Raw genomic sequence first — 26,348 nt, 5'->3', positions numbered from 1 at the left:
ACCTCGGTTTGCGTTTCGACCCCACGATCGGGGTAAAGTGAATCTGACAACGATTTCCATTAACGATACGGTGCGTGTCCGAGCGTGCCGCGAGTGTGTTCCCACTAGGAGTACTTCGATGACTTCCCGACGCGCGAGGGTGTTCGCCGCCGCTGCCGTGTCCGTGCTGGCCTTGGCCACGGCGGCGTGTTCCGGCGATAGTGGCGCGTCCGGCCAGGCGAGTGGCGACAAGATCAAGGCGCTCGCCTCGATCGACGTCTGGGGCGCCGTGGTGAGCGCGGTCGGCGGCGACAAGGTGGCCGTGACCTCGATCATCCACGACCCCTCCGCCGACCCGCACTCCTACGAGACGACGCCAGCGGACAGCCTCTCCGCGCAGCAGTCGAAGCTGACCATCGGCAACGGCGGCGGCTACGACGACTTCTTCGGCAACCTCTCCAAGCAGGCGGCGGGCGACGCCAAGAAGCTGACCGCGTACGAGATCGCCGCGACCGGCGACGAGAACGAGCACGTCTGGTACAGCCTGCCGACCGTCAAGAAGGTCGCCGACCAGGTCGCGGGCGCGCTCGGCGAGATCCAGCCCGCCTCGAAGCAGGTGTTCGCCGACAACGCCGCCGCGTTCAAGGCCAAGGTCGACGACCTCGAGAAGAAGGTCACCGGCGCGGGCACCGCGCACCCGGGCAGCAAGGTCGCCGCGACCGAGCCCGTCGCGCACTACCTGCTGGAGACCGCCAAGGTCACCGACGCGACGCCGGAGGAGTTCTCGAAGGCCGTCGAGGAGGAGCAGGACGTGCCGGCCGCGGCAGTCGCGGAGGTCAAGGCGCTGGTCAGCGACAAGAAGGTCAAGGCGCTGATCAACAATGTCCAGACGGTCACGCCGACCACCGAGCAGGTCGTCGGGGCCGCCAAGAGCGCCGGTGTGCCGGTCGTCGACGTGTCCGAAACGCTGCCCGGCGGTGTGACGGACTACATTGCCTGGATGAGCAAGCAGGTCGACGCGCTGGTGGGAGCACTGAACGGCTGATGTCAGCGGTACTGCGAGAGGCCAGGCCCTCGGTCGACGTCCGAGGGGCCAGCCTCGCGTTCGGCAGCCGGACGCTGTGGTCCGGGCTCGACCTGACCGTCGAGCCCGGTGAGTTCCTCGCGGTGCTCGGGCCGAACGGGTCGGGCAAGACGAGCTTCCTCAAGGTCCTGCTGGGCCTGCAGCAGCTGTCCGGCGGCCAGGTCACGCTCGCCGGGCACAAGCCGGGCGGGGTGAACTCCAAGGTCGGCTACATCCCGCAGCAGCGCGCCATGGACGAGGGCCTGACGCTGCGCGGCACCGATCTGGTCGGCCTCGGCCTCGACGGGCACCGCTGGGGTACCGGGCTGCGCACCCGCGCCGAGCGCCGCCGCAAGGTCGCCGCCGCCGTCGAGTCGGTCGGCGCCACGCGCTACGCGAACGAGCCCGTCGGCAAGCTTTCCGGCGGCGAGCAGCAGCGGCTGCGGGTCGCGCAGGCGCTGGTCGGCGATCCCGAGGTGCTGCTCTGCGACGAACCACTGCTTTCGCTCGACCTCGCGCACCAGCGCGCGGTCAGCGACCTGATCGACGCGCGGCGCAAGAGCGCGAACACCGCGGTCCTGTTCGTGACGCACGAGATCAACCCCATCTTGTCCTATGTGGACAGGGTGCTCTACCTGGTCAACGGCCAGTTCCGGATCGGCAAACCGGATGAGGTGATGAGCTCCGAGACGTTGTCGGAGCTCTACGGCACGAAGATCCAGGTGCTCAAGGTCGGCGGCCAGATCCACATCGCGGGCGCGCACAGCTCGCTGTGTGAGGAAGAGCCACACCATCACGAAGAAGCGATGAGCGAGTGAACGAGCTTTTCGATTTCGGCAAGACGGCTCAGCTTCTCGGGCTCGACAGCGTGCAGACGGCACTGCTCGCCGCCGCCGTGCTCGGCCTGGTGGCAGGCCTATTGGGGCCGCTGATCGTGATGCGCCGGATGTCCTTCGCCGTGCACGGCACCGCGGAACTCGCCTTCACCGGCGCGGCAGGCGCGTTGCTGCTGGGCGTCGGCGTCGAGTACGGCGCGCTGGCCGGGGCCATCGTCGCGGCGCTGCTGCTGGGGATTCTCGGCGGCCGCGAGTCCGACCGTGACTCGGTGATCGGCGTGATCCTGTCGTTCGGGCTCGGCCTCGGCGTGCTGCTGCTGTCGTTCTACAAAGGACGGTCCGCGAACAAGTTCGGGATTCTGACCGGCCAGATCATCACCATCGACTCGACCAACCTGGTCGCGCTGGTCGGCGGGTCCGTGCTGGTGCTGATCGTGCTCGCGCTGGTCTACCGGCCGTTGCTGTTCGCCAGCGTCGACCGCAACGTCGCCATCGCGCGCGGCGTGCCGGTGCGGGCGCTGACCATGGTCTTCGCCGTGCTGGTCGGCATCTCGACCGCGCTGAGCGTGCAGGTCGTCGGCTCGCTGCTGGTCGTCGCGCTGATGGTGACGCCCGCCGCGGCCGCCGCGCGGGTGACCGCCAGCCCGTGGAAGGCCACGGTGCTCGCGGTGATCTTCGCCGAGGTCGCCGCGCTGGGCGGGATCGTGCTCTCGCTCGCGCCAGGCAAGCCGGTGAGCGCGTTCGTCACGACCATCTCGTTCGTGATCTACCTGGTCTGCCGGATCGTGGCGAAGGTGCGCGACCGCGTGCCTACCCGATTGGATGCTCTTCCAGCTTTGCCCGCACTGCGCTGAGGAAACCGTCCTCGATGAAGGTCAGCTGACCGGCGGAGACACTGCGTTCCACCGCCTCGACGACCACGATCTCGGCGTTGACGAACTCGTCGATCGCCTGCTCCTGCGTGGTTTTCGAGGTGAAGTGCGCGAGCATGGTCAGGTTGGTGAAGCCACCGGGCAGGTATCGCGAAGACGCCTTGGTGAACGAGTCGCCGTAGATCAGCGTCCGCTTGTCGATCGTGCCGACCAGCGGGCTGGTCTTGCGGTAGACCGGCTTGTCGATGTCGCCGTTGGACAGGCCGCCGCGGTCGACGGCCCCGTCCGGCTTGAGCGAGTACTCCTGCAGCGTCTTGACCTCGTTGCGGCCGAGCAGCGGCGGCAGGTCGGCGTTGACGTCGTACTTGCGCGTCGGCGTGCTGACCCAGGTCTGCGTGACGCCGGGCTGGACGGCGTTGGCGAGGTCGCGCGCCATCACGAGCGCGCCCTCGTCGGTCCAGTGCGTGTCGTTCGGCGGGTAGATCGGGTGGCCGACCCGGCCTTCGGACTTCTTGAGCTCGGGCCGCAGGTCCAGCGCGCCCGCCGCGAGGAACTGCGCCCAGTCCGGCTCCTGCTTGGGGACTGAGCAGTCCTTGTCGGGGTAACTGGCGGGCAGCTTCTGCGGGACCATCGTGGTCTTGTCCGGCGCGATGACGAACACGAACTTGCGCCCGGAACTCTCGACGGCCTGGCGCAGCGTGTTGATGCGGCTCAGTGTGTCGGCCAGCGGGCGGCTCGGCGCGCACTTGGCCTCGGCGTCGTAGCCGTAGTACAGCCAGCCGTCGACACCCTGCACGACCCGGCGGTACCCGGCCTGGCTGTTGGGGCTGCCCTGCGGTGACGGCGCGTTCTTCGGCGTGGCGGGCGTGCCGCCGGGGATCGGGCCCGCGACGGGCGGCGGCGCCTGGTCGAGCGGGGCGCCTTCGCCGAACAAGCCGCGGCTGATGCCGTCCGCGGCCTGGATCGCGCCGCTGCGGAAGGACAGCTGATCGGTGGCCCAGCCGGGCAGGCCGGTGAAGAACTTCCAGCCGTCGCCGAGGCTCGGGAAGCTCGCGAGCTTGTGGTTCTCGATCTCGCTCGGGCGGACGCCGACGATCCACAGCAGTGTCGGTGTCACGAAGAACATCAGCGCGCAGACCAGCGCGGTCATCTGCCGTCCGCCGTGGCGTGGCCGGTGCAACGCGTGCTCACGGGGGAGCCACGCTTCGTGGACGGCAGGCAGCTGCTGAGGTTCGGATGCCACGCCTCCACGGTAACGGGCAGGTCAGTGCAGCATGAGCAGAACCTGCAGTTCGCCGACCAGGAAACCGATGAACCCGCCGACCGCGATCAGCTTCCACTCGTCCTGGCGGAACGCGGGCCGCAGCAGGCCCTCGTACTGCAGCGGGGTCAGCCGCAGCATCCGGTACTCGACCATCTGCGCGACGTCCATCGCCTGCGTGAGATAGCCCTCGGCCTGCCGGACCGTCGCCGGGAACGACTCGACGGCCTTGCGCGCGGCCGCGGTCTTCATCTCCCGCAGCCGCTGCCCGCCGATCGCGAGCGCGACGAGCGGCTTCGCGACGCTGGCCTGCTCGTCGACGGCCTTGGCGACCGTGCGCTGGACCATGGCGAGCAGCCGGTCCGACCGCGGACCGGCCAGCACGGCCTCCATCAGGTTCGGCACGGTCAGCACCTCGTGCGCGATGAGCTCGCCGTACTGCCTCGCGACCTCGGCCTTGCGTTTCTGGAACTTGCCCTGGAAGGTCAGCGGGCCGAGCCGGATCGGGTCGCGCGGCACGAAGATCAGCTTGATCGCCAGCCAGTCGGTGAACAGCCCGACCAGCGCGCCGAAGATCGGCAGCACCAGCGGTTCCTTGGTGACCGCCCAGGTGATCGCCTGGACGATGCCGAGCGTGAACCCGAAGACGATGCCCGCCCGCGCGATGAAGCCCATCTCCGGGCGCGAGGTCTCGCGGATGAGCCGCACGAGCAGTTTCTTGTCGCGGGTGAGCGTCTGGACGGTCATGTGCTTGACGTCGAGCACCTCGTCGAGGTTCTCGCGCAGCTCGTCCATCAGCTCGCGCACCAGCCGCGGCGTCGACGCCTGGACCTGCTTGATCAGCAGCTCCTGCGCCATCGACGGCATGACCTCCCACATCCGCGGGTGGTACTCCTCGAGCACGGCGCGCGCGATGTCGTCGACGGCCTTGAGCAGCGGCTGCTCGATCTGGCGGGTGATGAGGTCGGGATCGATCCTGTCGAAGACCTCTTTGAGGTCGAGCAGGTTGGTGGTCAGCAGGTCGGTGGCGACGGCCGCCATCCGCCCGCCGTGCTTGGGCACCACGCCCTGCCAGCCGAAAACCGGCTTGATACCAACGAATTCGATCGGCCGGAACATCATCTCGATGGCCACGCGCTTGGTCACGTAGCCGATCAGCGCGGCGACGAACGGGATGGCCGCGTACAGCGCCCAGTGCTGCTCGAGGTCGTTCAGCACGGCGTTCACCAGGGCACCTTAGTGCAGCAGGAGCAGGACTTGGAGCTCGCCCACGAGCCCGCCGATGATCGCGCCGACCGCGATCAGCTTCCACTCGTCCTGGCGGAACGCGGGCCGCAGCAACTGCTCGAACTCGAGCGCGGTCAGCTTGCGCATGCGGTCCACGATGGTGTTGCGGACGTCGAGCGCGTTGATCGCGTAGTCCTCGGCGTGCCGGATGGTCTCCGGCACTCGCTCGGCCGCCTTCGTGGCCGCGGTCTGCTTCATCTCCTGGAACCGGCGGGTGCCGACGGCGACCGCGACGAACGGCTTCACGATGCTCGCCTGCTGGTCGATCGTCTTCTGCACCTCGCGGGTGATCAGCTGGAAGAGCCGGTCCGATTTCGGGCCCTTGAGCACGGCCTCGATCAGGTTCGGGATGGTGATGATCTCGCGCGCGATCATGTCGCCGTAGTCGGCGGCGACCTGGTCGCGGCGCTTCTGGAAGACGCCTTGCCAGGTGTAGAAGCCGAAGAACGTGCGCGGCTCACGCGGCAGGAAGATCATCTTGAGCGCGAGCCAGTCGGTGAGCCAGCCGATCAGGAAGCCGAACAGCGGCAGCACGATCGGTGATTTCGTGACCGCCCAGATGATCAGCTGCACACAGCCGAGCACGAAACCGAAGAAGATTCCGGATTTCGCGATGAACCGCATCTCGGGGCGCGAGATGTCGCGGATCAGCCGGTTCAGCAACGCCTTGTCGCGCACCAGGTTCTCGACGACCATGTGCTGCAGGTCGAGCACGTCCTCGATGTTGTCGGCGATCTCGCGCATGATCTTGGCGATCGCGCGCGGCGCTTCGGCCTGTACGCGCTTGAGCAGCAGCGCCTGCGCGGTGTTCGGCAGCACTTCCCACAACCTGGGCTGGTACTGCTCCATCACCTCGCGCGTGACGTCCTCGACGACGCGCAATAGCGGCTGCTCGATCTCGCGCGCGACCTGCTCCGGATCGAGCCTGGAGAAGATCTCCTTGGGATCGACGAGATTGTGCGTGAGCATCTCGGTCGCGGTGCTCGCCATCCGGCGCGCGTTCGCGGGCAATACGCCCTGCCATCCCAGGAATGGCTTGATACCAACGAATTCGACCGGCTTGAACATCATCTCGATGGCGACCCGCTTGGTCACGTAGCCGATCAGCGCGGCGATGAACGGCATGGTGACATAGACCTGCCAGTGCTCAGCGAGTCCGTTCACCCGCAAACCGTAGCGGTCACCGCGCGTGTTCTCACGGGACACGCGGTGAACGTCACGTCAGTGCAAGAGCAGCAGCACCTGGAGTTCGCCTACGAGCCCGCCGATGATCGCGCCGACCGCGATCAGCTTCCACTCGTCCTGCTTGAAGGCCGGGCGGAGGATCCCCTCGAACTCGATCGGGGTCAGCTGCTGCATCTTCTCGACGATCGTGTTGCGGACGTCGAGCGCGTCGGTCGCGTAGCCCTCGACGTGCTTGACCGTTTCGGGCAGGTATTCGATCGCCTTGGCCGCCGCGGCGCGTTTCATCTGCTGGTATTCCTTGCCGCCGACGGTCAGCGCGACGATCGGTTTCGCGATGCTGGCCTGCTGGTCGATGGTGCGCTGGACCTCGCGCTGGATCATCGCGAACAGCTTGTCCGACTTCGGCCCGGTGAGCACGGCCTCCATCACGTTGCGGACGGTCAGCACCTCTTCGGCGATCAGCGCGCCGTAGTCGGCGGCGACCTGGCGGCGGCGTTTCTGGAACATGCCCTGCCAGCGGAAGAAGCCGAACCCGCGCGGCTCACGTGGGTAGAAGATCATCTTGAGCGCGAGCCAGTCGGTCACCAGCCCGGTGAAGAAGCCGAAGATCGGCATGATGATCGGCTGCTTGGTCAGCGCCCACGCGACGAACTGCACCAGGCCGATGACGAACCCGAACCAGATGCCGGACCGCGCGATGAACTTGAACTCCGGCGCGGCCACGTCCTTGATCAGGCGGCAGGTGAGCGCCTTGTCGCGGACCATGGCCTCGATCAGCATGGCGTTGACGTCGAGCACCTCGTCGATGTTCGTCGAGATCTCCCGCATCAGCCGTTCGACGACCTTGGGCGCTTGCGCGCGCACCTGGTTGACCAGCATCTGCTGTGCGCGGGCGGGCAGCAGCTCCCACAGTCTGGGCTGATGCTGCTCCATGACCTCGCGGGTGACGTCCTCGACGGCCTTGAGCAGCGGCTCCTCGAGTTCCTCGACCATGCGCTGAGGGTCGAGCCTGGAGAAGATCTCCTGGGGGTCGACAAGGTTCTTCGTCAACAGGTCGACGGCGGTGGTCGACATGCGCCGCGCGTTGGCCGGGATGACGCCCTGCCAGCCGAGAAACGGTTTGACGCCAACGAATTCGAGTGGCTTGAACATCATTTCGATGGCCACGCGCTTGGTCAGATAGCCGATCAGGGCGGCGATGAACGGCATCGTCAGATAGACGTGCCAGTGCTCGCCGATGTCGTCGAGGATCGCCTGGACGTTCACGACGACCTCCCTTACGGCCCGTCAATACCGTGGAGCATGCCATGGGCGTCCGGAGTGGACCAAACGTCGTAATGCATCCGTTTGGCGGTACGAGAAAATGGGAGGTGCATCACTAGAGTTGCGCAATGGTCGCTGCTGACACCTCTGAGAAGTCCGCCGAACCTGCCCACTTCGCCGTCGCGGTGCGCGGGTACAACCAGAAGCAGGTCGATGAGCGTCTAGCGAGCCTGTCGGCCGAGCTCAAGACGACCTCGCGGAACCGTGACGAGGCCGTCGCCACCTCCGGTGAGCTGTCCAAGGCACTGAGCTACGCCCAGAAGGAGCTCGCCGACGCCAAGGCCGCGCTGGTCCGCATGACCGCGAGCCCGTCCGGCGCCGGCGCCATGGCCGAGCGCGTCCGCATGATGATGCAGCTCGCCGAGGAGGAGATCGCCGAGCTCAAGGCGAGTGCCGAAGCCGACGCCGCGTCGACCCGCGAAGAGGCGGACAAGTACTCCCACGAGAGCCGCCGCGCAATCGACAAGCTCACCAAGGAACGCGCGGCCGAGCACGAGCAGCTCATGGCCGACGGCCGCGCCGAGAACCAGCGCCTCGCCGACGAGGCCAAGGCCTACCGAGAGAAGCTCGACGAGGAGGCACTCGAACGCCGCCACGCGGCCGACAAGAAGGCCACCGACGAACTCTCGGCCCGCATCGCCGAGACCGAGCGCGCGGCCACCGAGCGCATCAAGAACCTCGAAGCCGAGGCCGCGGCCAAGCTCGCCGACGCCAACCGCCAGCTCGCCGAGGCCGAAGAGCGCCAGCGCGTCACACTCGCTCTGAAGGCCAACGTCGCCGACCGGCTGGCCGCCACGGACCTCGCGGTCCAAGAGGCGATCCGCGCCCTCGCCCCCGGCGAAGACAACCCCAAGCCCACCCCCAAAACCAAAGCCCCCGCGGCGCCCGCCGCCAAGCCCCAGTCCTGAAAGCCCCTTCCGGGCCCCGCCACGCCCCAAACGCCTGGTCTGAGGCCTCGCGCCGGTCCAAAAAATCCCAATGCGGCTTTCGTCAGCTTTGAGCGCGCCAATGTGGCATTCGTCAGCTGAAAACTGACGAATGCCACATTGGGATTTTTTCCGGCTGGGACCGGCTAGGAGGCGGCCGAGGCCTCGACGCCGTGGACCGCGTCCAGGAGTTCGGCGACCGTGGGGTCGTCGACGGCGTCCTTGATGCAGCGCCAGAGCTCGAGGTTGGCGCCTGCCCAGCGTGAGTACAGCGCGGCGGCCTCGGGGTTGTAGAAGTAGTAGCCGTCGTCGTGGACGTCGGCCTGCTCGCCGACGATCTTGTGGGCCAGCTCGCGCAGGCTCAGGCCGTTCTCGCTCAGGTAGCGGTGGGCGAGCACGACCGGGGTCACCGGCAGCGCCTTGAACAGCGTGTCCGCGTCGGAGAGCGCTTGGGCCTCCAGCGAGATGTGCGGGCCGCGGTTGGCCATCTCGGCCTCGTCGACGAGTTCGTCGATCCAGCGTGCGACCGCGGGCTCGACGCCGGCCTCCATGAGGATGCCGAGGCGGAGCTCGCGGCCTGCCGCGGCCGGTGAGTTCTTCAGGACGATGTAGTTCACGTCGTGCACGAGCGCGGCGGTTTCCACGACCGAAACGTCCGCACCGTTGCATTCGGCGAAGCCGACCGCTTTCGTGCGGACGAAATTCACGTGGTGCCAGCCGTGGAATGGCAGGCTCTCGGCGTACTTCCAGCACAGCTGATGGACACGTTGTTCGACGATAGCGATGATCGAATTCGACACCGTGCTCTTGTGGGCGCGCATACACCTCTCCGATCCCGGCCGGTTTCTGACAGGCGGGTGGAGTAATGGTAGGCGTATTCGACGCCGCTGTGTAGCTACGGGTAGCTAAATTCGCCTAGCTAGGTCCCCCAATCGGACCTCAACCGGAACATGCCGGTGACTGATCCTTGTCGAAGGGTCATAGGAAAGACTCGATTCGCGCACCGCGCGCGACTTGACCAGGAAGGTCATCGCGTCTTCGGCCGCCGTCGGTATCCGGTGGAATTCGTCGGCCTGCAACGATCCCGACGCGCCGACCAGGCACACCGTGCGCTGCCGCAGCGTCGCCGAGGAGATCAGCCCGGTTTCGGGATGCAGTTCCGCGTCATATCTTTCATGGACGTAGTTACCGCGGAGGATCGTGGTGCAGAAGTGATACCTGTGATTGTGCACCGAATCGGCGTAACCGTGCCGCCAGTCCTGCTGGGGTTTGTATTCGTGCAGCCAGAAGGAGAACGGATCCTCCGGGCGGTCCAGCAGGCACCAGGCGAAATGCGTGGTCGTCTCGCGCGACTTGCTCGCGACGGTCAGCGCCAATTCCGGTTGCAGTGTGCGCACATGCCTGCGCAGCGCCTGCCGTAGTCCCGGCTGTGCGGCCCATGGCCGAAACCAGTCGTCGACGGCGTGCCAGTTGTCGGTCAACGGGAATTCGGCGTCGCGCAGCTGCATCGCGAGTTGGTCGAGTACGGACACACGGGTGAGCAAGACGATCAGCTCCCCAGCTCGGCGATGGTGGAGAACTCCCGGCGGAAGGTGTGGAACTTGGCCTCCAGTTCCAGGAACTGCTCCTCGGTCAGGGTATTGCCGGTGATCTTTTCGAACAGGGCGAGGAAATCACGGCGGCTGGTGTCGGGGGTGATCAGGAAATGGCGGCCGGTGCGCGAGTTGCACACACGCAGGAACTCGGTGCGTTCCATGTTGTACATGAACGAGCCTTCGGTGAACCGCAACGTCCTCGGGTAAAGCGTGCTCGCGCCGCCGATGTCGCTGTACAGGGTCAGCCAGACGCTTTCGTCGAACATCTCCAGCCGGTCCAGCGGCGGGTCGGCGACCACGGTGATGTCGACCTGCGCGCACCGGCTGCGCGCCAGGTACAGCCCGACCAGTCCGATGGAGATCTCTTCGTGCAGGCGGGTTTTGATGGACTCGTAGTCCACGCCCGCCTCTTCGCGCCGCAGCAGATAGCGCGCACGCCCGTTGATCGAACTGGCGTCACGCGGATCCGCGATCACCGCGCGAAGTTCCCGCTCGGTACGGGAAAGCAGCAGCCGCGCCGCCGCGTGCCGTCCCGAGAACCCGCGGAAGAAGTACTGCCGGGTGGCGTTCAGGTCGGCCATCATCACCCGGTTGAACTTGGGGTCCGGATGGGTGGTCGCCTCGAACACGTCGGTGGGGAAGAACTCGTTGTTGAGCGAGCGGTATTCGGCACTGAGCTCCTGCAGTGCGCGACGGCTCTCCTCGATCACCGGCGCCACCAAAGCCCGTTGCGAGGCACTGGCGGTGATCAGGGTTTGGCCGAAGCCGACCACGGCGGAGATCAGCGTTCCGGTGCCGAGCGCGTTCAACAGCGTTTTCGCCGCGCCGGCGGGCATCGAGCTGGAGATCCACAGGCTCGAGCCGGAGATCACGACCAGCACCAGTAGAAGCAAATTCGTTCTGGTCCAGAAGATCTCTTGCAGTGGGCTACTGCGGAGCCTTTTGGCTTCCGCGGACACTTCGGTCACCTCCTCGATGGCCACCCGAACGGACGAGTGCTGAGAGTGTCTGTTCGAGCGCGGGGAGTTACTCTACGCTTTGCGTGTTAACCGCGAAATAAGAAATTCGGGCGACTGTTGCCGGTCCGCCAAGTTACCGGTTGCAACTTGCACTCTGCGTGCAAGGTAATCCTTACTGCAGAGGCGATCCACCAGGCGGCGGCCTGTGTCATTGACACGGGTGCACTGGCTACAAGATCGTCAGCACCCAGCGTGATCAGGAAAATCATCCGGACGGCCTAGCCACAGCGCGTGTTCAAAGCCCTTGCGAAGCCCCATTTCCGGGCTTTCAGTTCGGCAGCACGTCGGTGACCTTGACCTTGAGTTCAGCCTTAGACGACTTGGTCTGGATCATTTCCTGTGAGTCGAACCGGGCGGTGGTCCCGGTCAGTGTGAAGCTGCCGTTCTGGACGTCCTCGCCGCCGACGATCTCGTACAGCACCGTGCACGACGGGAAGCACGGCGTGGTGGTCTTGGGATCGATGCGATAGGTGACGTTGCAGCCCGCCGACCCGAAGCACTTCTTCTCCAAGGTCTTCACGGTGACGGTGAAGTCGGCGGGGCTCGCGAGCAGCGGGGCCGGTGTCGGGGTGGCCGTTGTGGTCGGGCTCAGGTTTTCCCCGTTGGCGCCGATGAGCTTTCCCGCGTCGTTGATGCACGGCGGACTCGCCTGCTTGTTCACACAAGGACTGCTGGTCGGCGCGGTCATGACCGGGGTCGGAGCGGCGGGGGAGGCCGTGGTCGAGTGGCTTCGCAGCGCGAAGAACGCGGCCGCGGCGAGCGCGAGGATCACAAGGACGGCACTGATGATCAGCGCACGCGGTGAAACGGTCATGGCCTCCCCGATCTGTCGTGGGAGGTCAGTCGCCGCGCTCGCCCGAGCTGTTACGAGCGGTTACCCGTTCGGGATCTGGGGTCGTGAGTGGTACGGCCGGTTCTAACCGGCGGTACCACTCACGACCCCATCAGAACTGGTAGTACAGGAACGGGCTGAAGGTTCCGGTCGCGACCAGGATCGCCGCGTACACCAGCCCGACCGTCATCACGCCGATCCGCAGGGCGTTGGCCGGGCGGCTTCGGGACGACTCCAGCAGCGGGCCGGTCACCGGATGCGAGGGCAGGAACACGATCACCATCGCCGCCAGCAGGATGACCACGCGCTGGTTCGTCACCGTCGCCTCGACCACGTCACCGAGGCCCGTGAAGTCCGGCAGCAGCATGTGACCGAGCATGCCGAGCGCATGCGCCAGGTCCACCGACTTGAAGAACACCCACCCGATCACCACGAGCACCAGGGTCAGCGCACGCCGCCCGACGCGCGCCATCACCGAAGCGGGCGTCGTGTCGTAGCCGAACGCGCGCTCGATGATGAGCAGCGCACCGTGGTACATGCCCCAGACCAGGAACGTCCATTGCGCGCCATGCCAGAAGCCGGTGAGCACGAAGACGATGCACAGGTTGCGGTACGTCTTGGCCGCGCCGTGGCGGTTGCCGCCGAGTGGGATGTAGACGTAGTCGCGGAACCAGCGGGACAGGGACATGTGCCAGCGGCGCCAGAACTCCGTGATGGTCACCGCCGAGTACGGCCTGGCGAAGTTCTCCGGCAACCTGAAGCCGAGCATGCGGCCCAGGCCGATCGCCATGTCCGAGTAACCGGAGAAGTCGAAGAACAGCTGGAGCGTGTACCCGATCGCGCCCAGCCAGGCGGTCGCGAAGGTCATCTGGTTGGGCGGGGTGGCGAAACAGGCCTCGACCATCGGGCTCAGTGAGTCCGCGATGATCGTCTTCTTGCACAGGCCGAGCGCGAAGCGGGGGAAGCCTGCCGCGATGTCGTCGAGGCGGTGGGAACGCTGCTGGGGGAGCTGGTCGGCGATCTCCCGGTAGCGGACGATGGGGCCCGCCACGAGCTGGGGGAACATCGCGATGTAGGCCGCGAAGGACACGATGTTGCGCAGTGCCCTGCGCTCGCCGCGGTAGATGTCCACCACGTAGGAGATGTGGTGGAAGGTGTAGAACGAGATGCCGATCGGGATGACCAGGTTGGCCACCGGGAAGTTGCCGCCGAACAGCTGCGCGAAGGCCGCGATCTGCTGGGTCGCGAAGCCCGCGTACTTCCAGACCACCAGCACCGCGACGTCGAAGGTGATCACCGCGATCAGCAGCCTGCGGCGGAACGCGTGCCTGGCGTCCCACTCGTTGGGCTCCAGTGAGCGCCCCGCGAAGAAGTTCACGACCATGCAGGCGAGCAGCAACAGCAGGAACGGGCCTGCTCCGGTCGCGTAGAAGATGAGGCTGCCGACGGCCACGATGCCGTTGCGCCAACCACGAGGGAACACCAGCACGGCGAGCAGTACCGCCGGCATGAAGTACCACAGGAACAGTGGCGAGACGAACGACATCGGTGCGGAGCCCCCTTGACCTTTCCCGGTGACGATAACGCCAGCACTTGCTAGCCCGTGGCGAAGGTTGGAGTCTTGACGCTGAAGCCGTCGAAAGCAGGGGAGGCCCCATGAGTGAGCCGTCGACCCGTGGACTGGACTGGTGGCGTGGCGACCGCGGGAGATGGGTGGAGCTGTCCTTCACCGCGTCCCCGGACGAATCCGTCACCGACCTGCATGCCGCCGCCCGTGCGGCGGTCTTGCGGGAGCTGTTCTCCGACAGCACCGATGAGGACGCCGACTTCCTCGTCTACCTGCTCGCGCAGGAGACACTGATGCACCAGAGTGGCTGGTCGTTCAGCGACAGCATGGGCATGGCCGCGCTGCTGGTGGCCGAGCGCAAGCGCCTCGGTGACGTGTTCGCGCTCTGGAACGCCAAGAACGCCAACTTCGACACCATGTTCGGCCTCGACTCGGAGCTGCTGTTCGCGGCCGGTGTCGAGGAAACCATCGTTTTCGTGGAAGCATCCGATGATCCGGCGCGTGACGGGATCATGCGCTACGTCTCGGGCACTTCGCTGCCCACCGATGCCGAGGTCGCGGCCCGGCTCACAGGCCTACGCCACTATCACACCGCGTAATGGCGTTCCGGGCGGTTCTGAGCCGCCCGGAACGCTCACGACTCAGATCCGGCCGGCGATGCGGCGGCGGCGCGCCACCTCGGCGAGCAGGACGCCCGCCGCGACCGAGGCGTTGAGCGACTCGACGCCCGCGGCCATCGGGATGGACACGGTCGCGTCGCAGGTCTCACGGACCAGGCGCGAGAGGCCGCGGCCCTCGGAGCCCAGCACGATGACCAGCGGGTCGGCCGCCAGGTCCAGCTCGTCGATGTCTACGGAACCGTCGGCGTCGAGCCCGACGATCATCAGGCCCTGGTCGGCCCACGCCTTCAGCTGACGGGTCAGGTTGGTCGCCACCGCGATGGGCAGCTTCGCCGCGGTGCCCGCGCTGGTGCGCCACGCCACGGCCGTCATGCCCGCGCTGCGCCGCTCGGGCAGCAGCACGCCGTGCGCGCCGAACGCGGCCGCCGAGCGGATGACCGCGCCGAGGTTGCGCGGGTCGGTGACGCCGTCGAGCGCGACGAACAGCGGCGTGTCGCCGGAGTCGCGCGCCACGGTCATCAGGTCGTCGGGGTGCGCGTACTCGAACGGCGGCACCTGCAGGCCGAGGCCCTGGTGCATGGCGCGGCCGGTCTTGCGGTCGAGCTCCTCGCGCGGGATCTCCAGAATCGAGATGCCCTTGTCGCCCGCGAGGCGGACGGCCTCGTTGACGCGGTCGTCGAGGTCGATGTTCAGCGCCACGTACAACGCCACCGCCGGCACGTCCGCGCGCAGCGCCTCGACCACCGGGTTGCGCCCGGCGATCAGCTCCGGCCGGTCCGCCTTCTTCTGGCGGGCGTCCTGCGCGCGGTTGGCCGCGTTGGCCATCTTGTACTTCTTGTGGTTGGGCCTGTCCTCGGCCTTGGGTGTCGCGCCCCGGCCTTCGAGACCCTTGCGCCGCTGCCCACCCGAGCCGACGACCTGGCCCTTCTTGGAGCCGGGCTTGCGAATAGCGCCCTGGCGCCGGGAATTGCCTGCCATGTCTTCTACGCTTCTTTCACTGTCCATTTAGGACCGTCGGGGGTGTCTTCCACCGCGATGCCCGCCTCGATGAGACGGTCACGCGCGGCGTCGGCGCGGGCGAAGTCGCGCGCGGCGCGCGCTTCCTGTCGCTCCTTCAGCAGGCCGTCGACGATGTCGGACAGCGCCTGCTTGTACGGCGCGTCAGCACCGCTTGCCTCGGACCACCGCGCCGAAAGCGGGTCCAGACCGAGCACGTCGACCATGGCACGCACGGAGGCGGCGAGGTCGAGCGCCTTAGAAGTATCAGCGCTGTCCAGCGCGGCGTTACCTTCACGCACTGTGTTGTGCAGCACGGCGAACGCCTGCGGCGTCGCCAGATCGTCGTCGAGCGCCTTCGCGAACTCCGCGGGCACCTGCCCGATCGCGACCGCGCCCGCGCGCCGCAGGAACTGCTCGATGCGCCGGTAGCCGGTCGCGGCCTCGGACAGCGCGCCGTCCGAGTACTCGATGTTCGACCGGTAGTGCGGCTGGATCAGGTAGTAGCGCAGCTCGGGCGCCCGGTACTTCGCGAGCATCGCCGGGATCGCCACGGTGTTCCCGAGCGACTTGGCCATCTTCTCGCCGGACATGGTCACCCAGGCGTTGTGCAGCCAGAACCTGGCGAACGGGTCGCCGACCGCGTTCGACTGGGCGCGCTCGTTCTCGTGGTGCGGGAAGATCAGGTCGATCCCGCCGCCGTGGATGTCGAACTCCGCGCCGAGGTAGGCCGTCGCCATCGCGGAGCACTCGAGGTGCCAGCCTGGCCTGCCGTTGCCCCACGGCGTCGGCCACGAGGGCTCGCCTGGCTTCGCGGCCTTCCACAGTGTGAAGTCGCGCGGGTCGGTCTTGCCCTCGCCGAGGCTCTCGCCCTGCTGCATGTCGTCGGGGCGCTGCCCGGAGAGCGCGCCGTAGTCCTCGAACGACTTGACCGAGAAGTAGACGTCGCCGCCGGACGCGTAGGCGTGGCCGGAGTCGATGAGGCGCTGCATCAGCTCGATCATCTGGGTGACGTGGCCGGTCGCGCGCGGCGCGATCGACGGCGGCAGGCAGCCGAGCTGGTCGTAGGCGTCCTCGAAGGCGCGCTCGTGCGTCGCGCCCCACTCCCACCACGGCCTGCCGGCGTCGGCGGCCTTGGCGAGGATCTTGTCGTCGATGTCGGTGACATTGCGCACCAGGAATACGTCAAGTCCACTGTGGACGAGCCAGCGGCGCAGCACGTCGTAGTTCAGCGCACCGCGGACGTGTCCGATGTGCGGCGCGCCCTGGACGGTGGCCCCACACACGTAGATGGACGCCGTTCCGCTCACGGCGGGCTGGAATTCCCGCACGCTTCTGGTCGCCGTGTCATAGAGGTGAAGAGCCACCCCGAAATGGTACGGGTTCGGCGTGAGCCCTGTCGCACCCGCCGAGGTTAGGGCGAGGAACACGCCCTTAGGACCCCAGGTGAGTGCGCAGCGCGCCCAGCAGCGCGTCCGGACGCTCCGCCGTCGGCAGCGGATCGACCAGCGCGAACTCGCAGCCGATGGCCCTCGCGCCGCCGTCGGCGTCGACGTGGTCGCCGACCATCAGCGTCTGTTCGGCCGGTGCGCCGAGCTTGCCGACCGCGATCCGGAACACCTCCGGCTGCGGCTTGATGGCGTTGACCTCGAACGACAGGACGAACTCGTCGATGTAGGCGTCCCAGCCGCGGCTGCTGAACGCCGGCCGGATGTCGAAGGCGATGTTACTCAGCACGCCGACCTTGAGCCCGCGACCGGCGGCGGCCTTGAGCACGGCCTCGGTGTCGGGGTACGGCGTCCACTGGGTGGGATCGATCAGCCGGTTGTAGAGCGCCACGGCCTGGTCGAGGCGCGGTACGCCGGACTGCTTGAGCACCTCGAGGTACACCTTGCGGTGCAGCCCCGGGTCGAGGTCGCGGTTCTCCCACGCGTGGGTGTACTCGTCGTCGAAGTCCACCACCTTGCCGACCGGGGCGGTCATCCGCCGCATCAGCTCGGTCTGCGCCTCCAGGTCGAGGCGCGCGCCGCCGGTGTCGGTCAGGTCGGCCAGCCAGGTCTCGTCCTGCTCGAGGCGGAAGAGGGTGCCGGAGAAGTCGAACAACACAGCCCGAATCGTCACATCATCCAGCGTAATGGTTCGGACCACTCAGAGGGCGAACGGAACTATCTTGTCCACGATGACCCGGATCACAACGCAGAGGTCGTCGAACTCGTCCGGCTCCTTGGGGATGCCGGTGTACTTGATCGAGAGCTCATTGAGGAAGTCTTGAACATTGTTCTCCGTGAATTCCGCACGGCCGCGCACCTCGGCGGACCGGTAAGGATTTTCCACATCGAACACGGAAACGCTGACCATCGGCCGGGCCGCGATGTTACGCCCCTTGACGTTGTTCCGTTGCGTACAGAACAGCACTGTGTCACCTTCGCGTTTAGCCCAGACAACGGAAGAGTGCGCGCTCCCGTCCTCGCTCACCGTCGCCACGACGGGAAAGTTCGGCGCGTCGAATAGGGCACTTGTCATCTCGTCGAAAATGACCGCCATAGTCCGCGAGCGTAGTCAACCAACACCCTTGACCACTGCCCCCTATTTCGGACAAAAACCAGTCATTCGTTGATCAAGAACGCAGCAGGAGCGCCGACGCGATGGCTGCGATTCCCTCACCGCGCCCGGTGAGCCCGAGTCCGTCGGTCGTCGTGCCCGCGACACTGACCGGTCCGCCGACTGCCTCGCTGAGCACTCGCTGGGCTTCGTCTCGGCGTTTTCCGATGCGCGGAGCATTGCCGATCACCTGAACGGTCGCGTTGCCCAGCCGCCATCCGTCCGATTCGATCCGGCGGCGGACTTCGGCGAGCAGCTCGGCGCCGTGCGCGCCCGCCCAGCGCGGGTCGCCGGTGCCGAACACCGCGCCCAGATCGCCGAGCCCGGCGGCGGACAGCAGCGCGTCGCACAACGCGTGCGAGGCGACGTCGCCGTCGGAATGCCCGGCGCAGCCGTCCACGCCCTCCCAGAGCAGTCCGGCGATCCAGCAGTCCCGTCCGGCTTCGATCGGGTGAACGTCGACGCCTTGGCCGATCCTCATAGCGTGTTCTCCTGACTTCCCGCGGCGAGCAGCGCTTCGGCCAGGCGGAGTTCGAAGGGGGTGGCGACGCGCATCGCGTCGGGATGACCTGGCACCGTCCTGGCGCCCGACGGCAGCGCGAACTCGCCGGTGGCATAGGCGGCGCGCAGTGCTTCCTCGGTGAATCCGGCCGGTGTTTGGGCTGATCGGAGCAGTGACCGGTCCAAAGTGCTGATAATCACATTCGACGCGCCGACCGCCTTGACGGTGTCCGACATCGGCAGCACGGGCACCACGGCCGGGCTCTCGGCGCCGACGGCGGCGGCCACTGCCTCGATCACCGAAGCCGGGGTGAACGCGCGCAGCGGATCGTGCACGAGGTAGACGTCGTGGCCCGGTTCGATCGCGTCGGGCACGGAGCCGGGCGCCACCCGGCAATCGAGACCTGACAAAGCATCCCTGAACATGACTACACGCCGTGCTGGGGCCACTACGACGACCGAATCCACGTGTCCGGTGTCGAGCAGCCCGCGCACGGCGTGCGTCAAAATAGGTTCACCATGGACCGGTGAAAGCACATCCGTTTCACCGGTGACATGAGCGACAGCGTCAACAATCGCGGCAATGGTCTTCATCGGGCGCGATCGTATCCATGAACGGCTAGCTGCCCATGGAGCCTTAGACTGTCGCGGTTTCCAGAACTTCGTCGAGGAGGACTTCGGCCTTGTCCTCGTCGGTGCCCTCAGCGAGAGCGAGTTCACTGACCAGGATCTGCCGCGCCTTCGCCAGCATGCGCTTCTCGCCTGCCGACAAACCGCGGTCCTTCTCTCGCCGCCAGAGGTCTCGCACCACTTCGGCCACCTTGTTCACGTCGCCGGAGGCGAGCTTCTCGAGGTTGGCCTTGTACCGACGAGACCAGTTCGTGGGCTCTTCGGTGTGGGGAGCGCGCAGTACGTCGAAAACCTTGTCTAGTCCTTCTTGCCCGACCACGTCACGTACGCCGACGATCTCGGCGTTGTCAGCGGGCACACGAACCGTAAGATCCCCTTGCGCGACTTTGAGGACGAGGTACTTCTTTTCCTCGCCCTTGATCACGCGGGTTTCAATGGCTTCGATGAGTGCGGCACCGTGGTGCGGGTAGACGACGGTCTCTCCGACCTTGAAAACCATGTGTCCTCTGCCCCTTTCGCTACCCCTATCCTATCACGTGCTGCCAGGGGGCACCTAGCGGCCCGCATCCGTCGTCGCAGGTCAGCGGCCTGTTGACAGTCCGGCCGGGGTTGACAAGCCCGTAATCACCATGCTCATGCAGGTGGCGGCGAACGGTTCGCCTGACCCGGGTGAATCCATTGTGGACATCGTTGTCCGCCAGTGGATCTTCGCTCGAACGAGCACCGGGTTCTCCGCGGCGCGGGGCGCCCGGCTAGTCTTCGCGGTGATTCAGGCGTTGAGATCGGAAGGACTCTGACGTGAGGCTGCAGAATCGCCGCGTGTTCGGCGTGTCCGCGCTTGCTCTTGGCGCGGCGCTGGTGCTGGGCGGGTGCGGAGCGGGTCAGCTCACCCAGACCGACAGCCAGCAGCCGGCGGTCAACGGTACGCACGGCGAGGCGGGCAAGCTCTCGCTGCGCAACGTCGCGTTCGGGTTCCCGAAGGCGGGTGCCTACGCCAAGGACGCGTCCGTGCCGCTGGGCGTCACCATCGTCAACAACGGCTCCGCCGACGACGAGCTCGTCGCGGTCGCTTCGGACGCCACCGGCGGCCCCGCGGTGATCGGTGGCTCGAAGGTCATCGTCGCGGGCCACGCGCTGGTCGTCGCGACGCCGGACGTCTCGATCGAGCCGCCCGCGGTCTCCGCGACGCCGACGACCACCTCGTCGTCGTCCGCGACCCCCACGACGCCGACCTCGACCGGCAAGTCGTCGCCCGCCACCTCTTCCTCTTCCGCGGAGAGCACGCCGGCCACGACCGCGCCGCCGTCCGCCTCCGCCAAGCCGGGCGAGGCGACCGTGACGCTGCCGAAGCTGAAGTCGCCGCTGTGGCCGGGCATGACGCTGAAGGTCACCTTCACCTTCAAGCTCTCGGGCACCGTCACGCTGGACGTGCCGCTCGCGCCCGCGCCTCACGACCGCACCGAAGCCCCCGAGGCTCCGGAGTCGAAGCCCGCCGAGGGTCACTGACCGTTTTTGTCGGTGCGGGTGGTTAGCCTGCGCTGGTGGTCAAGAAGAGCACGGTCTCCTATCGCTGCGGCGAGTGCGGGTACGAAGCGGCCAAGTGGCTGGGACGCTGCCCGGAATGCCAGGCGTGGGGCACCCTCGAGGAGCGCGGCGACAGTCGCCCGGCGATAGCCAGGCTGGGACTCAGCCTGCCCAACACGCCCGCCCGCCCGATCGGCGAAGTCGACATCGAGGCGGCGCGAGCGCGGGAGACCGGGGTCTCCGAACTGGACCGCGTGCTCGGCGGCGGCCTGGTGCCCGGCGCGGTCGTGCTGCTGGCGGGCGAGCCCGGTGTCGGCAAGTCGACGTTGCTGCTCGAGGTCGCCTACCAATGGGCCGCGCGCGAGGGTGATTTCGGGCCTTCGCTGTACGTCACCGGCGAGGAGTCGGCCGGTCAGGTGCGGCTGCGCGCCGAGCGCACCGGCAATATCCACGCCGGGATGTACCTGGCGGCGGAAAGCGATCTCGCGGTCGTGCTCGGGCATGTCGACGCGGTCAAACCGGGTGTGCTGATCGTCGACTCCGTGCAGACCATGGCCTCGCCGCAGGTGGACGGCGCGCCGGGTGGCGTCACCCAGGTCCGCGCGGTGACGGCGGGGCTGGTCGCGGTCGCCAAGGAACGCGGGCTACCGGTGATCCTGGTCGGGCACGTGACGAAGGACGGCTCGGTCGCCGGTCCGCGGATACTGGAGCACCTGGTCGACGTGGTGCTCCAGTTCGAGGGCGACAAGCATTCGACGCTGCGGCTGGTGCGCGGCGTGAAGAACCGCTTCGGCGCTGCCGACGAGATCGGCTGTTTCGAGCTGCGCGAGGACGGCATCGTCGGCGTCGCCGACCCGTCGGGGCTGTTCATGAACCGGACCTCGGAGCCGGTGTCCGGCACAGCGATCACCGTGACGGTCGAAGGAAAGCGCCCGCTGCTCGGCGAGGTCCAGGCGCTGGTCTCGTCGTCGTCCATGCCGCAACCGCGCCGCGCGGTGAGCGGGCTGGACGCGTCACGGGTGTCGATGGTGCTCGCGGTCTTGGAGAAGCGCGGCGGCGTCAAAATGGGTGACAAGGACGTCTACACCGCGACCGTCGGCGGCATGAAGATCACCGAGCCCGCGATCGACCTCGCGGTGGTGCTCGCGCTGACCTCCTCGGTGCAGGACGTCCCGATCTCGCCACGGCTGGTGGTCGTCGGCGAGGTGGGACTCGCCGGTGAGGTCCGCCGCGTGCCGAACGTCGGCAGGCGGCTCGCCGAGGCCGCCAGGCTGGGTTTCACGCACGCGCTCGTGCCGCCGGACTCGGGCAAGCTCCCCGACGGCATCCGCGTGCTGGAGGTCGGCGACGTCGCGAGCGCGCTCAACGCCGCCAACCACGCACGCTGACCTGGGTCGTGAGTGGTATCGCCGCTTAGAACCGCCCACCCGTCGCCACCCTCAACGGAGGCGCTGCGCGCCGCAGTGTTGCCCTTGCGGAAACGGGTTTGGGGCCGCCCAGCGGCCGAAAACGCGCACGCTCATACCCGACGGCCGCCGGTCCGCCACGCGCTACGGCAGCGAGGGGCACCCTGGGTGTCCACTACGCACCGAGGGCGCCCCTCGCTTCGACCCAGCGCGGCTCGTGAGTGTTGCGGGCGGTTAGGAACCGGCCGTACCACTCACGACGGCTTGGTGGTCGTGGTCGACGGGATCGGCGGCCGCTCGCTGACCATGGTCTTGTAGTAGGACTCCCGCAGCGGCGTGCCGGCCGGGTACCCGTCCGCGTTGTAGACGGTGACGATGCTCTGTGAAACCGGCAACCCGGTGCTGGTCTGGAGCACCAGCTTGGTCCGCTCGTTGCGGCGCTCGAAGATGTAGGTGGTCTGGTCGTTGTCGTTCCTGGTCATGAAGCCGGGTACCAGGCTCAGCGTCCGCGCGAAGAGCAGCCGGTAGTCCGCGGGCAGCCTGCCCGAGGTCAGCAGGTCGGCGATGGTCCGGAAACTGAAGACGTCGATGTCGGTCTCCACAGGCGGCTTTCCCTTGCCGAACTCGGCTCGGAGCCGTTCGTAGACCCACGCCGGGTCCTGCCGCAGCGTTGCCAGGAACGCGGGCGTCGGGTTGGTGAAGTCGCCGGGGCCACCGTCGAGCCGGCTGTGTTTCTCGGTGACCTCCGGCGGCCCGTCGGCCGGTTTGGGGTCCGCGGTGGAGCTGTCCGGTCCGGGGAAGGGCAGCGTCCGTCCGGTGGAGGTTTCGCGTCGCAGCCACTCCTGGCCGGGCACGGCGGGGAGCCACAGCTCGATGATGGTCTCGTAGCGCTGGCCGTACACCGGCGAACCCCAGCGTTGCTCGTAGAGGAGTCGCGCCTGGCCAGGCTTGAGCGGGGCGTCCGGTTTGACCACGCCGGTCGAGCCCAGCTGCAGCAGCGACGGTTCGGTCGCCGGCTCTCCCGCGAGGTTCGACACCGTCACGATCCCACCGGCGAGCACCATGACGGCTGCGGCCGCCGCGACCCAGGCCCACTTCCGGCGCGGCTTCGCTGCAGGCAGCTGTTCGGCCGGTGCGGCACCCGCGGCTCGAAGCAGGGTCGCGCGCACCGCGCTGAGGTCGGCGGACGGGGCGTCGGCGTGCAGCGCGTCGAGCGCGTCGTCGAGTTCGGTCTCGGACCAGACCTGGTGCAGGCTGGCGTCAGACATGACTCGATCCTTCCTCAGTGGACTGTCCTTTGTGTACTCGCGGAGCCTGTATCCGCAGTCTTCGCCTGATCCGGTGCAAGCGGGAACGCACTGTGCCCGGCGGTAATCCGAGCGCTTCGGCCACTTCGGACGGTTCGAACCCCGCCCACGAGACGAGCAGCAGCACATCGCGGTCGGCCGGATTCAGTTCAGCCAGCGCGCCGGCGAGCTGCGCGGCCTTGACCTGAGCGTCCACTTGCTCGCTGACCCGTCCGTCATGCCCGGCGATCACGGTTTCGCTGGCGTTCGCGAGCCGCGCGGTCGCGGTGAGGCCCCGCAGTTCGGTACGCAGATGCTGCCGCAGCAGATTGGTCGCGATCCCGTACAGCCATGACCGCGCGGTCCCGAGCTCCGGTTGATACGAGTCGCGCCGCCGCAGCGCGACGAGGAACGTCTCGGCGACGAGATCGTGCGCGGTCTCCGGCCCGACCCGTCGCGTGAGGTAGCGGTGCAGCTGCCCGGCGTGACTGTCGAAGAGCAGGCTGAAAGCCGGTGCCGGGTCCGGTCCGCCCAGGTCAGGGCGGTCGGGTCCGGGCACCGGCTCGGCCGGGTCGTGCGCTGCGGTGATCACCTGCATGCAGCGTATTGGCCGCAGCGGCCTCAAGCGTTCACGGACGGGTTCCTATGCCGTTGACCACGGCGTATGTGTAAGTGACGCGCGTGAAGACCTGGTCGGGGTTGAGCAGGGAGTGGACCGAACCGATGACGCGGCCGTCGCCGGGCGACAGATACGTCGTCGTCCGGGAGGCCCGATCGCGGGGATCGGCGGAGGCGGCGTGTTCGTAGGTGAACTCGGTGGCGGGGCGGCCGTCGATCGAGTGGGTGTTCTCCGTGACGCGCATACCCGGCTGTTCCCGGAGCAGCTGAACCAGCGGTGCCCGTAGCTCGGCGGGTGCCGGTGCCGCCAGCACGTCGGTCAGCAGAATGGGCCGGTCGGGCTCGGGAATGGCCGCGAAATGGCGGCGGAGCCCGTCGAGATCCCTTGGCAGGACGGTGACCAGCCGCCTGGCCTCGGTGGGGCCGACCTTCGTCCCGCCGGCCGTGCCGCCGCCGTCGCCGAACTGCCCGCCTGGTGCGATGAGATCGGAGCCGCCGGGCACCCCGTTCGGCGTGATCTGGATATGGCTGTGCCAGTCCTGGTCCCAGACCGCCGGTATCCAGTATTCGGTGACTTCCTTGCTGGCGATGCTGACGGCTTGGTCCTCGACGCGCAGGTAGAAGCGCTGGTCGGGGCCGAGAACCGGGTCGGTGAAGGTGGCGGGCGCGGCGGGTTCGCCACCACCCCGGGAAGCGACGAACACCCCCGTCCCGGCGGCGGCGAGCGCGGCGGCCGCGGCGGCCAGTGGCAGGAACCGGCGCCGTGAGATCGTTCGCGCCGGCGCGAGGGCGACGACACCGGAACTGGCGGCCTGCACGCGGGTCAAGCCAGCCGTGTAGGCGGCCTCAGACATCTCCGGTGGCTCGGAAAGCAGTTCGGCGACTGCCTTGTCGACGGGGTCAATCATGGGGGATCTCCTCGGTGGCCAAGGCTTTGCGAAGGGTCTGGCGAGCCCGATGCAGGCGAGTCCGCGCCGTGGTGACGTTGATGCCGAGCGCTTCCGCGGCCTCGGCGGGAGTGAAGTCGGCGAGCGCGACGAGCAGCAGCACGTCACGCTCCACGACCCGTAGGCGCGCGAGTGCCTCGGCGAGCTTGCCTGCCTCCTTGCCCGCGTCGACGCGGGCTGCCGCCCTGTCGTCCGGCGGAGCGCTTTGGACACTGCTCGCTTGCTCGCGAGCGAGTGCGCGCAGGCCGCGTACCTCGCTTCGGGTGTGGTTGCGCAGCAGGTTGGTCGCGATGCCGTACAGCCACGCGCGTGCGGTTCCCCTGGCGGTGTCGTACTTCGCGCGCTCGCGCCAGGCCTGCAGGAAGGTCTCGGCGACGAGGTCGTCCGCGGTGGCAGTGTCGAGCCTGCGCGCCAAGTACCGATGCAATGCTTTGGCGTGTGTCTCGTAGAGCAGCGTCAGCACTTCAGCGGTCAGTGCGCCGAGGCCTGTCATGGTCATGCCTGTCTGTTAACCGCTCGGGCCGCGAGCGTTCCGGGCCCTACGTTCGTCGTGGGCCGGTCGGGTGATTCGGGACCGTAGGGTGAGATCTTGCCCTGATCATTCCCTTGTTCGACGGTAACCAACAACTGTCACTTCTGGGGAAGGACAACCAATGGGTCGCGTCAGAATCGCGGCGGTGCTCGCCATCGCCCTCTCCGGCCTGCTAGGGCTGCCAGGCCTGTCCAGCGCGGGCAACCGGGATACCAAGATCGTCGTCGAAGCGCCCGATTTCGTGAAGGCCATGGCGCCGCCGGCGAAGGTCGACGGGATCCACGCGTCGGCTGTGCTCAACATTCAATATCAAGTGCAGGAAACCGGCTACTGGTGCGGGCCCGCCGCGACCAGGATCGCGCTGTCCGCGAAAACCTCGAATCCGCCTTCGCAGGGCACGCTCGCCTCGCAACTCGGCACCACCACCAACGGCACCGACTGGATCGGCCAGGTCACCGGTGTGCTGAACCGCGACCTCGGAACCTCTTACTACGAAACAAAAGAGATGCCGAACGACCCGCCGACGCAGGCGCAGCGGGACCTGCTCTGGCGTGACATCACCCTCGACATCAACAACGGCTGGGCGCTCGTCGCGAACATCGTCGCGCCCGCGAACAACCACCCGCCCGGCTATCCGAACTACACGATCTACCACTACTTCACCGTCATCGGCTACGACAGCTCCGACATGACAGTCAAAATCGCCGACCCCGCCAATTTCGGCGGCAACAAGATTTACTGGCTGACGTTCAATCAATTGGCGACGCTCATTCCGCCGAAGGGCTATTCGGCGTAAGCCTGGTGGCGGCGGGTTCGCCCGCCGTCACCCGGTTGGCGCAGTGACGAAGCGTGATCTTTTGTCAGATACATTTCACATGGTTGCCAAGCGCTGTGTTAACTGGCTACCTTGCAGTCGACCGGAATCTCATTGGGGCAGGTTCC

General features: G+C 67.3%; 28 protein-coding genes. 8 read left to right on the top strand and 20 right to left on the bottom strand.

Going from position 1 to position 26,348, the window contains the following annotated elements; translation table 11 throughout:
• The first annotated feature begins 118 nt into the window (after positions 1–118).
• Genes ACFV15_RS15395 through ACFV15_RS15385 form a run of 3 tightly spaced genes read left to right on the top strand, consistent with a single transcriptional unit; the run spans position 119 to position 2,732 of the window.
• On the top strand, positions 119–1,024 hold the full coding sequence (locus tag ACFV15_RS15395; protein ID WP_378351081.1) for a metal ABC transporter solute-binding protein, Zn/Mn family: 906 nt from the start codon (positions 119–121) through the stop codon (positions 1,022–1,024).
• Positions 1,024–1,860 carry a metal ABC transporter ATP-binding protein gene (locus tag ACFV15_RS15390; RefSeq protein ID WP_378351080.1) on the top strand — a complete coding sequence of 279 codons (837 nt, stop codon included), beginning with the start codon at positions 1,024–1,026 and terminating at the stop codon, positions 1,858–1,860. Before ACFV15_RS15395 ends, ACFV15_RS15390 begins: the two co-directional genes overlap by 1 nt.
• Positions 1,857–2,732 (top strand): metal ABC transporter permease, encoded by an 876-nt coding sequence (locus tag ACFV15_RS15385; RefSeq protein ID WP_378351079.1) that lies wholly within the window; start codon positions 1,857–1,859, stop codon positions 2,730–2,732. The genes ACFV15_RS15390 and ACFV15_RS15385 overlap by 4 nt, the downstream gene beginning before the upstream one ends.
• Here the strand turns inward: ACFV15_RS15385 and ACFV15_RS15380 are convergent.
• The 4 genes from ACFV15_RS15380 to ACFV15_RS15365 all read right to left on the bottom strand — a co-directional run bounded on the left by ACFV15_RS15380 (position 2,689) and on the right by ACFV15_RS15365 (position 7,749).
• A complete protein-coding gene (locus ACFV15_RS15380) occupies positions 2,689–3,993 on the bottom strand; it encodes a hypothetical protein (protein ID WP_378351078.1) in 1,305 nt (434 codons plus the stop codon). The genes ACFV15_RS15385 and ACFV15_RS15380 overlap by 44 nt on opposite strands.
• A gap of 21 nt (positions 3,994–4,014) precedes the next feature.
• Positions 4,015–5,238, bottom strand: a complete 1,224-nt coding sequence (locus tag ACFV15_RS15375) for a DUF445 domain-containing protein (RefSeq protein ID WP_378351077.1) — start codon at positions 5,236–5,238, stop codon at positions 4,015–4,017.
• 9 nt (positions 5,239–5,247) lie between these two features.
• Positions 5,248–6,423 carry a DUF445 domain-containing protein gene (locus tag ACFV15_RS15370; RefSeq protein ID WP_378351126.1) on the bottom strand — a complete coding sequence of 392 codons (1,176 nt, stop codon included), beginning with the start codon at positions 6,421–6,423 and terminating at the stop codon, positions 5,248–5,250.
• A gap of 96 nt (positions 6,424–6,519) precedes the next feature.
• Positions 6,520–7,749: a DUF445 domain-containing protein gene (locus ACFV15_RS15365; RefSeq protein ID WP_378351076.1), complete on the bottom strand. Its 1,230-nt coding sequence runs from the start codon at positions 7,747–7,749 to the stop codon at positions 6,520–6,522.
• A gap of 125 nt (positions 7,750–7,874) precedes the next feature.
• On the opposite strand from ACFV15_RS15365, the gene ACFV15_RS15360 reads away from it, so the two are divergent.
• The gene (locus ACFV15_RS15360; RefSeq protein ID WP_378351075.1) at positions 7,875–8,714 is read left to right on the top strand and encodes a hypothetical protein; all 840 of its coding nucleotides are present in this window, start codon (positions 7,875–7,877) and stop codon (positions 8,712–8,714) included.
• Positions 8,715–8,878: 164 nt separating this feature from the next.
• Here ACFV15_RS15360 and ACFV15_RS15355 read toward each other — a convergent pair whose 3' ends face one another.
• The 5 genes from ACFV15_RS15355 to ACFV15_RS15335 form a co-directional block, all read right to left on the bottom strand.
• Complete coding sequence (locus tag ACFV15_RS15355; RefSeq protein WP_378351074.1) at positions 8,879–9,553, bottom strand: HD family phosphohydrolase; 675 nt, start codon at positions 9,551–9,553, stop codon at positions 8,879–8,881.
• Between the two features lie 84 nt (positions 9,554–9,637).
• Positions 9,638–10,276, bottom strand: a complete 639-nt coding sequence (locus ACFV15_RS15350; protein WP_378351073.1) for a hypothetical protein — start codon at positions 10,274–10,276, stop codon at positions 9,638–9,640.
• 5 nt (positions 10,277–10,281) lie between these two features.
• Positions 10,282–11,220: a hypothetical protein gene (locus tag ACFV15_RS15345; RefSeq protein ID WP_378351125.1), complete on the bottom strand. Its 939-nt coding sequence runs from the start codon at positions 11,218–11,220 to the stop codon at positions 10,282–10,284.
• Between the two features lie 394 nt (positions 11,221–11,614).
• Complete coding sequence (locus tag ACFV15_RS15340; protein WP_378351072.1) at positions 11,615–12,160, bottom strand: hypothetical protein; 546 nt, start codon at positions 12,158–12,160, stop codon at positions 11,615–11,617.
• Positions 12,161–12,290: 130 nt separating this feature from the next.
• Positions 12,291–13,724, bottom strand: coding sequence for an MBOAT family O-acyltransferase (locus tag ACFV15_RS15335; RefSeq protein ID WP_378351071.1), 1,434 nt, complete (start codon positions 13,722–13,724; stop codon positions 12,291–12,293).
• Between the two features lie 110 nt (positions 13,725–13,834).
• Here ACFV15_RS15335 and ACFV15_RS15330 point away from each other — a divergent pair, with 110 nt between their 5' ends.
• Positions 13,835–14,344: a hypothetical protein gene (locus ACFV15_RS15330; RefSeq protein WP_378351070.1), complete on the top strand. Its 510-nt coding sequence runs from the start codon at positions 13,835–13,837 to the stop codon at positions 14,342–14,344.
• A gap of 42 nt (positions 14,345–14,386) precedes the next feature.
• Here ACFV15_RS15330 and rlmB read toward each other — a convergent pair whose 3' ends face one another.
• The 7 genes from rlmB to ACFV15_RS15295 form a co-directional block, all read right to left on the bottom strand.
• On the bottom strand, positions 14,387–15,343 hold the full coding sequence (rlmB, locus tag ACFV15_RS15325) for a 23S rRNA (guanosine(2251)-2'-O)-methyltransferase RlmB (RefSeq protein WP_378351069.1): 957 nt from the start codon (positions 15,341–15,343) through the stop codon (positions 14,387–14,389).
• A gap of 5 nt (positions 15,344–15,348) precedes the next feature.
• Positions 15,349–16,728 carry a cysteine--tRNA ligase gene (gene cysS, locus ACFV15_RS15320; protein WP_378351068.1) on the bottom strand — a complete coding sequence of 460 codons (1,380 nt, stop codon included), beginning with the start codon at positions 16,726–16,728 and terminating at the stop codon, positions 15,349–15,351.
• A 67-nt stretch (positions 16,729–16,795) separates the two neighbouring features.
• Positions 16,796–17,482: an HAD family hydrolase gene (locus tag ACFV15_RS15315; protein ID WP_378351067.1), complete on the bottom strand. Its 687-nt coding sequence runs from the start codon at positions 17,480–17,482 to the stop codon at positions 16,796–16,798.
• 27 nt (positions 17,483–17,509) lie between these two features.
• The gene (locus tag ACFV15_RS15310; protein WP_378351066.1) at positions 17,510–17,905 is read right to left on the bottom strand and encodes a PPOX class F420-dependent oxidoreductase; all 396 of its coding nucleotides are present in this window, start codon (positions 17,903–17,905) and stop codon (positions 17,510–17,512) included.
• A 73-nt stretch (positions 17,906–17,978) separates the two neighbouring features.
• Positions 17,979–18,443: a 2-C-methyl-D-erythritol 2,4-cyclodiphosphate synthase gene (ispF, locus tag ACFV15_RS15305; RefSeq protein WP_378351065.1), complete on the bottom strand. Its 465-nt coding sequence runs from the start codon at positions 18,441–18,443 to the stop codon at positions 17,979–17,981.
• Complete coding sequence (locus tag ACFV15_RS15300) at positions 18,440–19,057, bottom strand: 2-C-methyl-D-erythritol 4-phosphate cytidylyltransferase (protein ID WP_378351064.1); 618 nt, start codon at positions 19,055–19,057, stop codon at positions 18,440–18,442. Before ACFV15_RS15300 ends, ispF begins: the two co-directional genes overlap by 4 nt.
• A gap of 43 nt (positions 19,058–19,100) precedes the next feature.
• Positions 19,101–19,592 carry a CarD family transcriptional regulator gene (locus ACFV15_RS15295; protein WP_004559016.1) on the bottom strand — a complete coding sequence of 164 codons (492 nt, stop codon included), beginning with the start codon at positions 19,590–19,592 and terminating at the stop codon, positions 19,101–19,103.
• 299 nt (positions 19,593–19,891) lie between these two features.
• On the opposite strand from ACFV15_RS15295, the gene ACFV15_RS15290 reads away from it, so the two are divergent.
• A complete protein-coding gene (locus ACFV15_RS15290; RefSeq protein WP_378351063.1) occupies positions 19,892–20,599 on the top strand; it encodes a hypothetical protein in 708 nt (235 codons plus the stop codon).
• Between the two features lie 35 nt (positions 20,600–20,634).
• Positions 20,635–22,005 carry a DNA repair protein RadA gene (gene radA / locus ACFV15_RS15285; protein ID WP_378351062.1) on the top strand — a complete coding sequence of 457 codons (1,371 nt, stop codon included), beginning with the start codon at positions 20,635–20,637 and terminating at the stop codon, positions 22,003–22,005.
• 272 nt (positions 22,006–22,277) lie between these two features.
• Here radA and ACFV15_RS15280 read toward each other — a convergent pair whose 3' ends face one another.
• Genes ACFV15_RS15280 through ACFV15_RS15265 form a run of 4 tightly spaced genes read right to left on the bottom strand, consistent with a single transcriptional unit; the run spans position 22,278 to position 25,373 of the window.
• Positions 22,278–23,291, bottom strand: coding sequence for a hypothetical protein (locus ACFV15_RS15280; RefSeq protein WP_378351061.1), 1,014 nt, complete (start codon positions 23,289–23,291; stop codon positions 22,278–22,280).
• Positions 23,284–23,907, bottom strand: a complete 624-nt coding sequence (locus ACFV15_RS15275) for an RNA polymerase sigma factor (RefSeq protein WP_378351060.1) — start codon at positions 23,905–23,907, stop codon at positions 23,284–23,286. Before ACFV15_RS15275 ends, ACFV15_RS15280 begins: the two co-directional genes overlap by 8 nt.
• Positions 23,908–23,938: 31 nt before the next feature.
• Positions 23,939–24,835: a hypothetical protein gene (locus ACFV15_RS15270; protein WP_378351059.1), complete on the bottom strand. Its 897-nt coding sequence runs from the start codon at positions 24,833–24,835 to the stop codon at positions 23,939–23,941.
• Positions 24,828–25,373 (bottom strand): RNA polymerase sigma factor, encoded by a 546-nt coding sequence (locus ACFV15_RS15265; RefSeq protein ID WP_378351058.1) that lies wholly within the window; start codon positions 25,371–25,373, stop codon positions 24,828–24,830. The genes ACFV15_RS15270 and ACFV15_RS15265 overlap by 8 nt, the downstream gene beginning before the upstream one ends.
• A gap of 154 nt (positions 25,374–25,527) precedes the next feature.
• On the opposite strand from ACFV15_RS15265, the gene ACFV15_RS15260 reads away from it, so the two are divergent.
• Positions 25,528–26,202: a C39 family peptidase gene (locus tag ACFV15_RS15260; RefSeq protein WP_378351057.1), complete on the top strand. Its 675-nt coding sequence runs from the start codon at positions 25,528–25,530 to the stop codon at positions 26,200–26,202.
• The last annotated feature ends 146 nt before the right edge of the window (positions 26,203–26,348 follow it).

Source organism: Amycolatopsis sp. NPDC059657 (genome assembly GCF_042734395.1).
GTDB lineage: Bacteria > Actinomycetota > Actinomycetes > Mycobacteriales > Pseudonocardiaceae > Amycolatopsis.
Note: the sequence above shows the minus strand (reverse complement) of the source record. Positions and strands in the feature narration are given on the sequence as shown.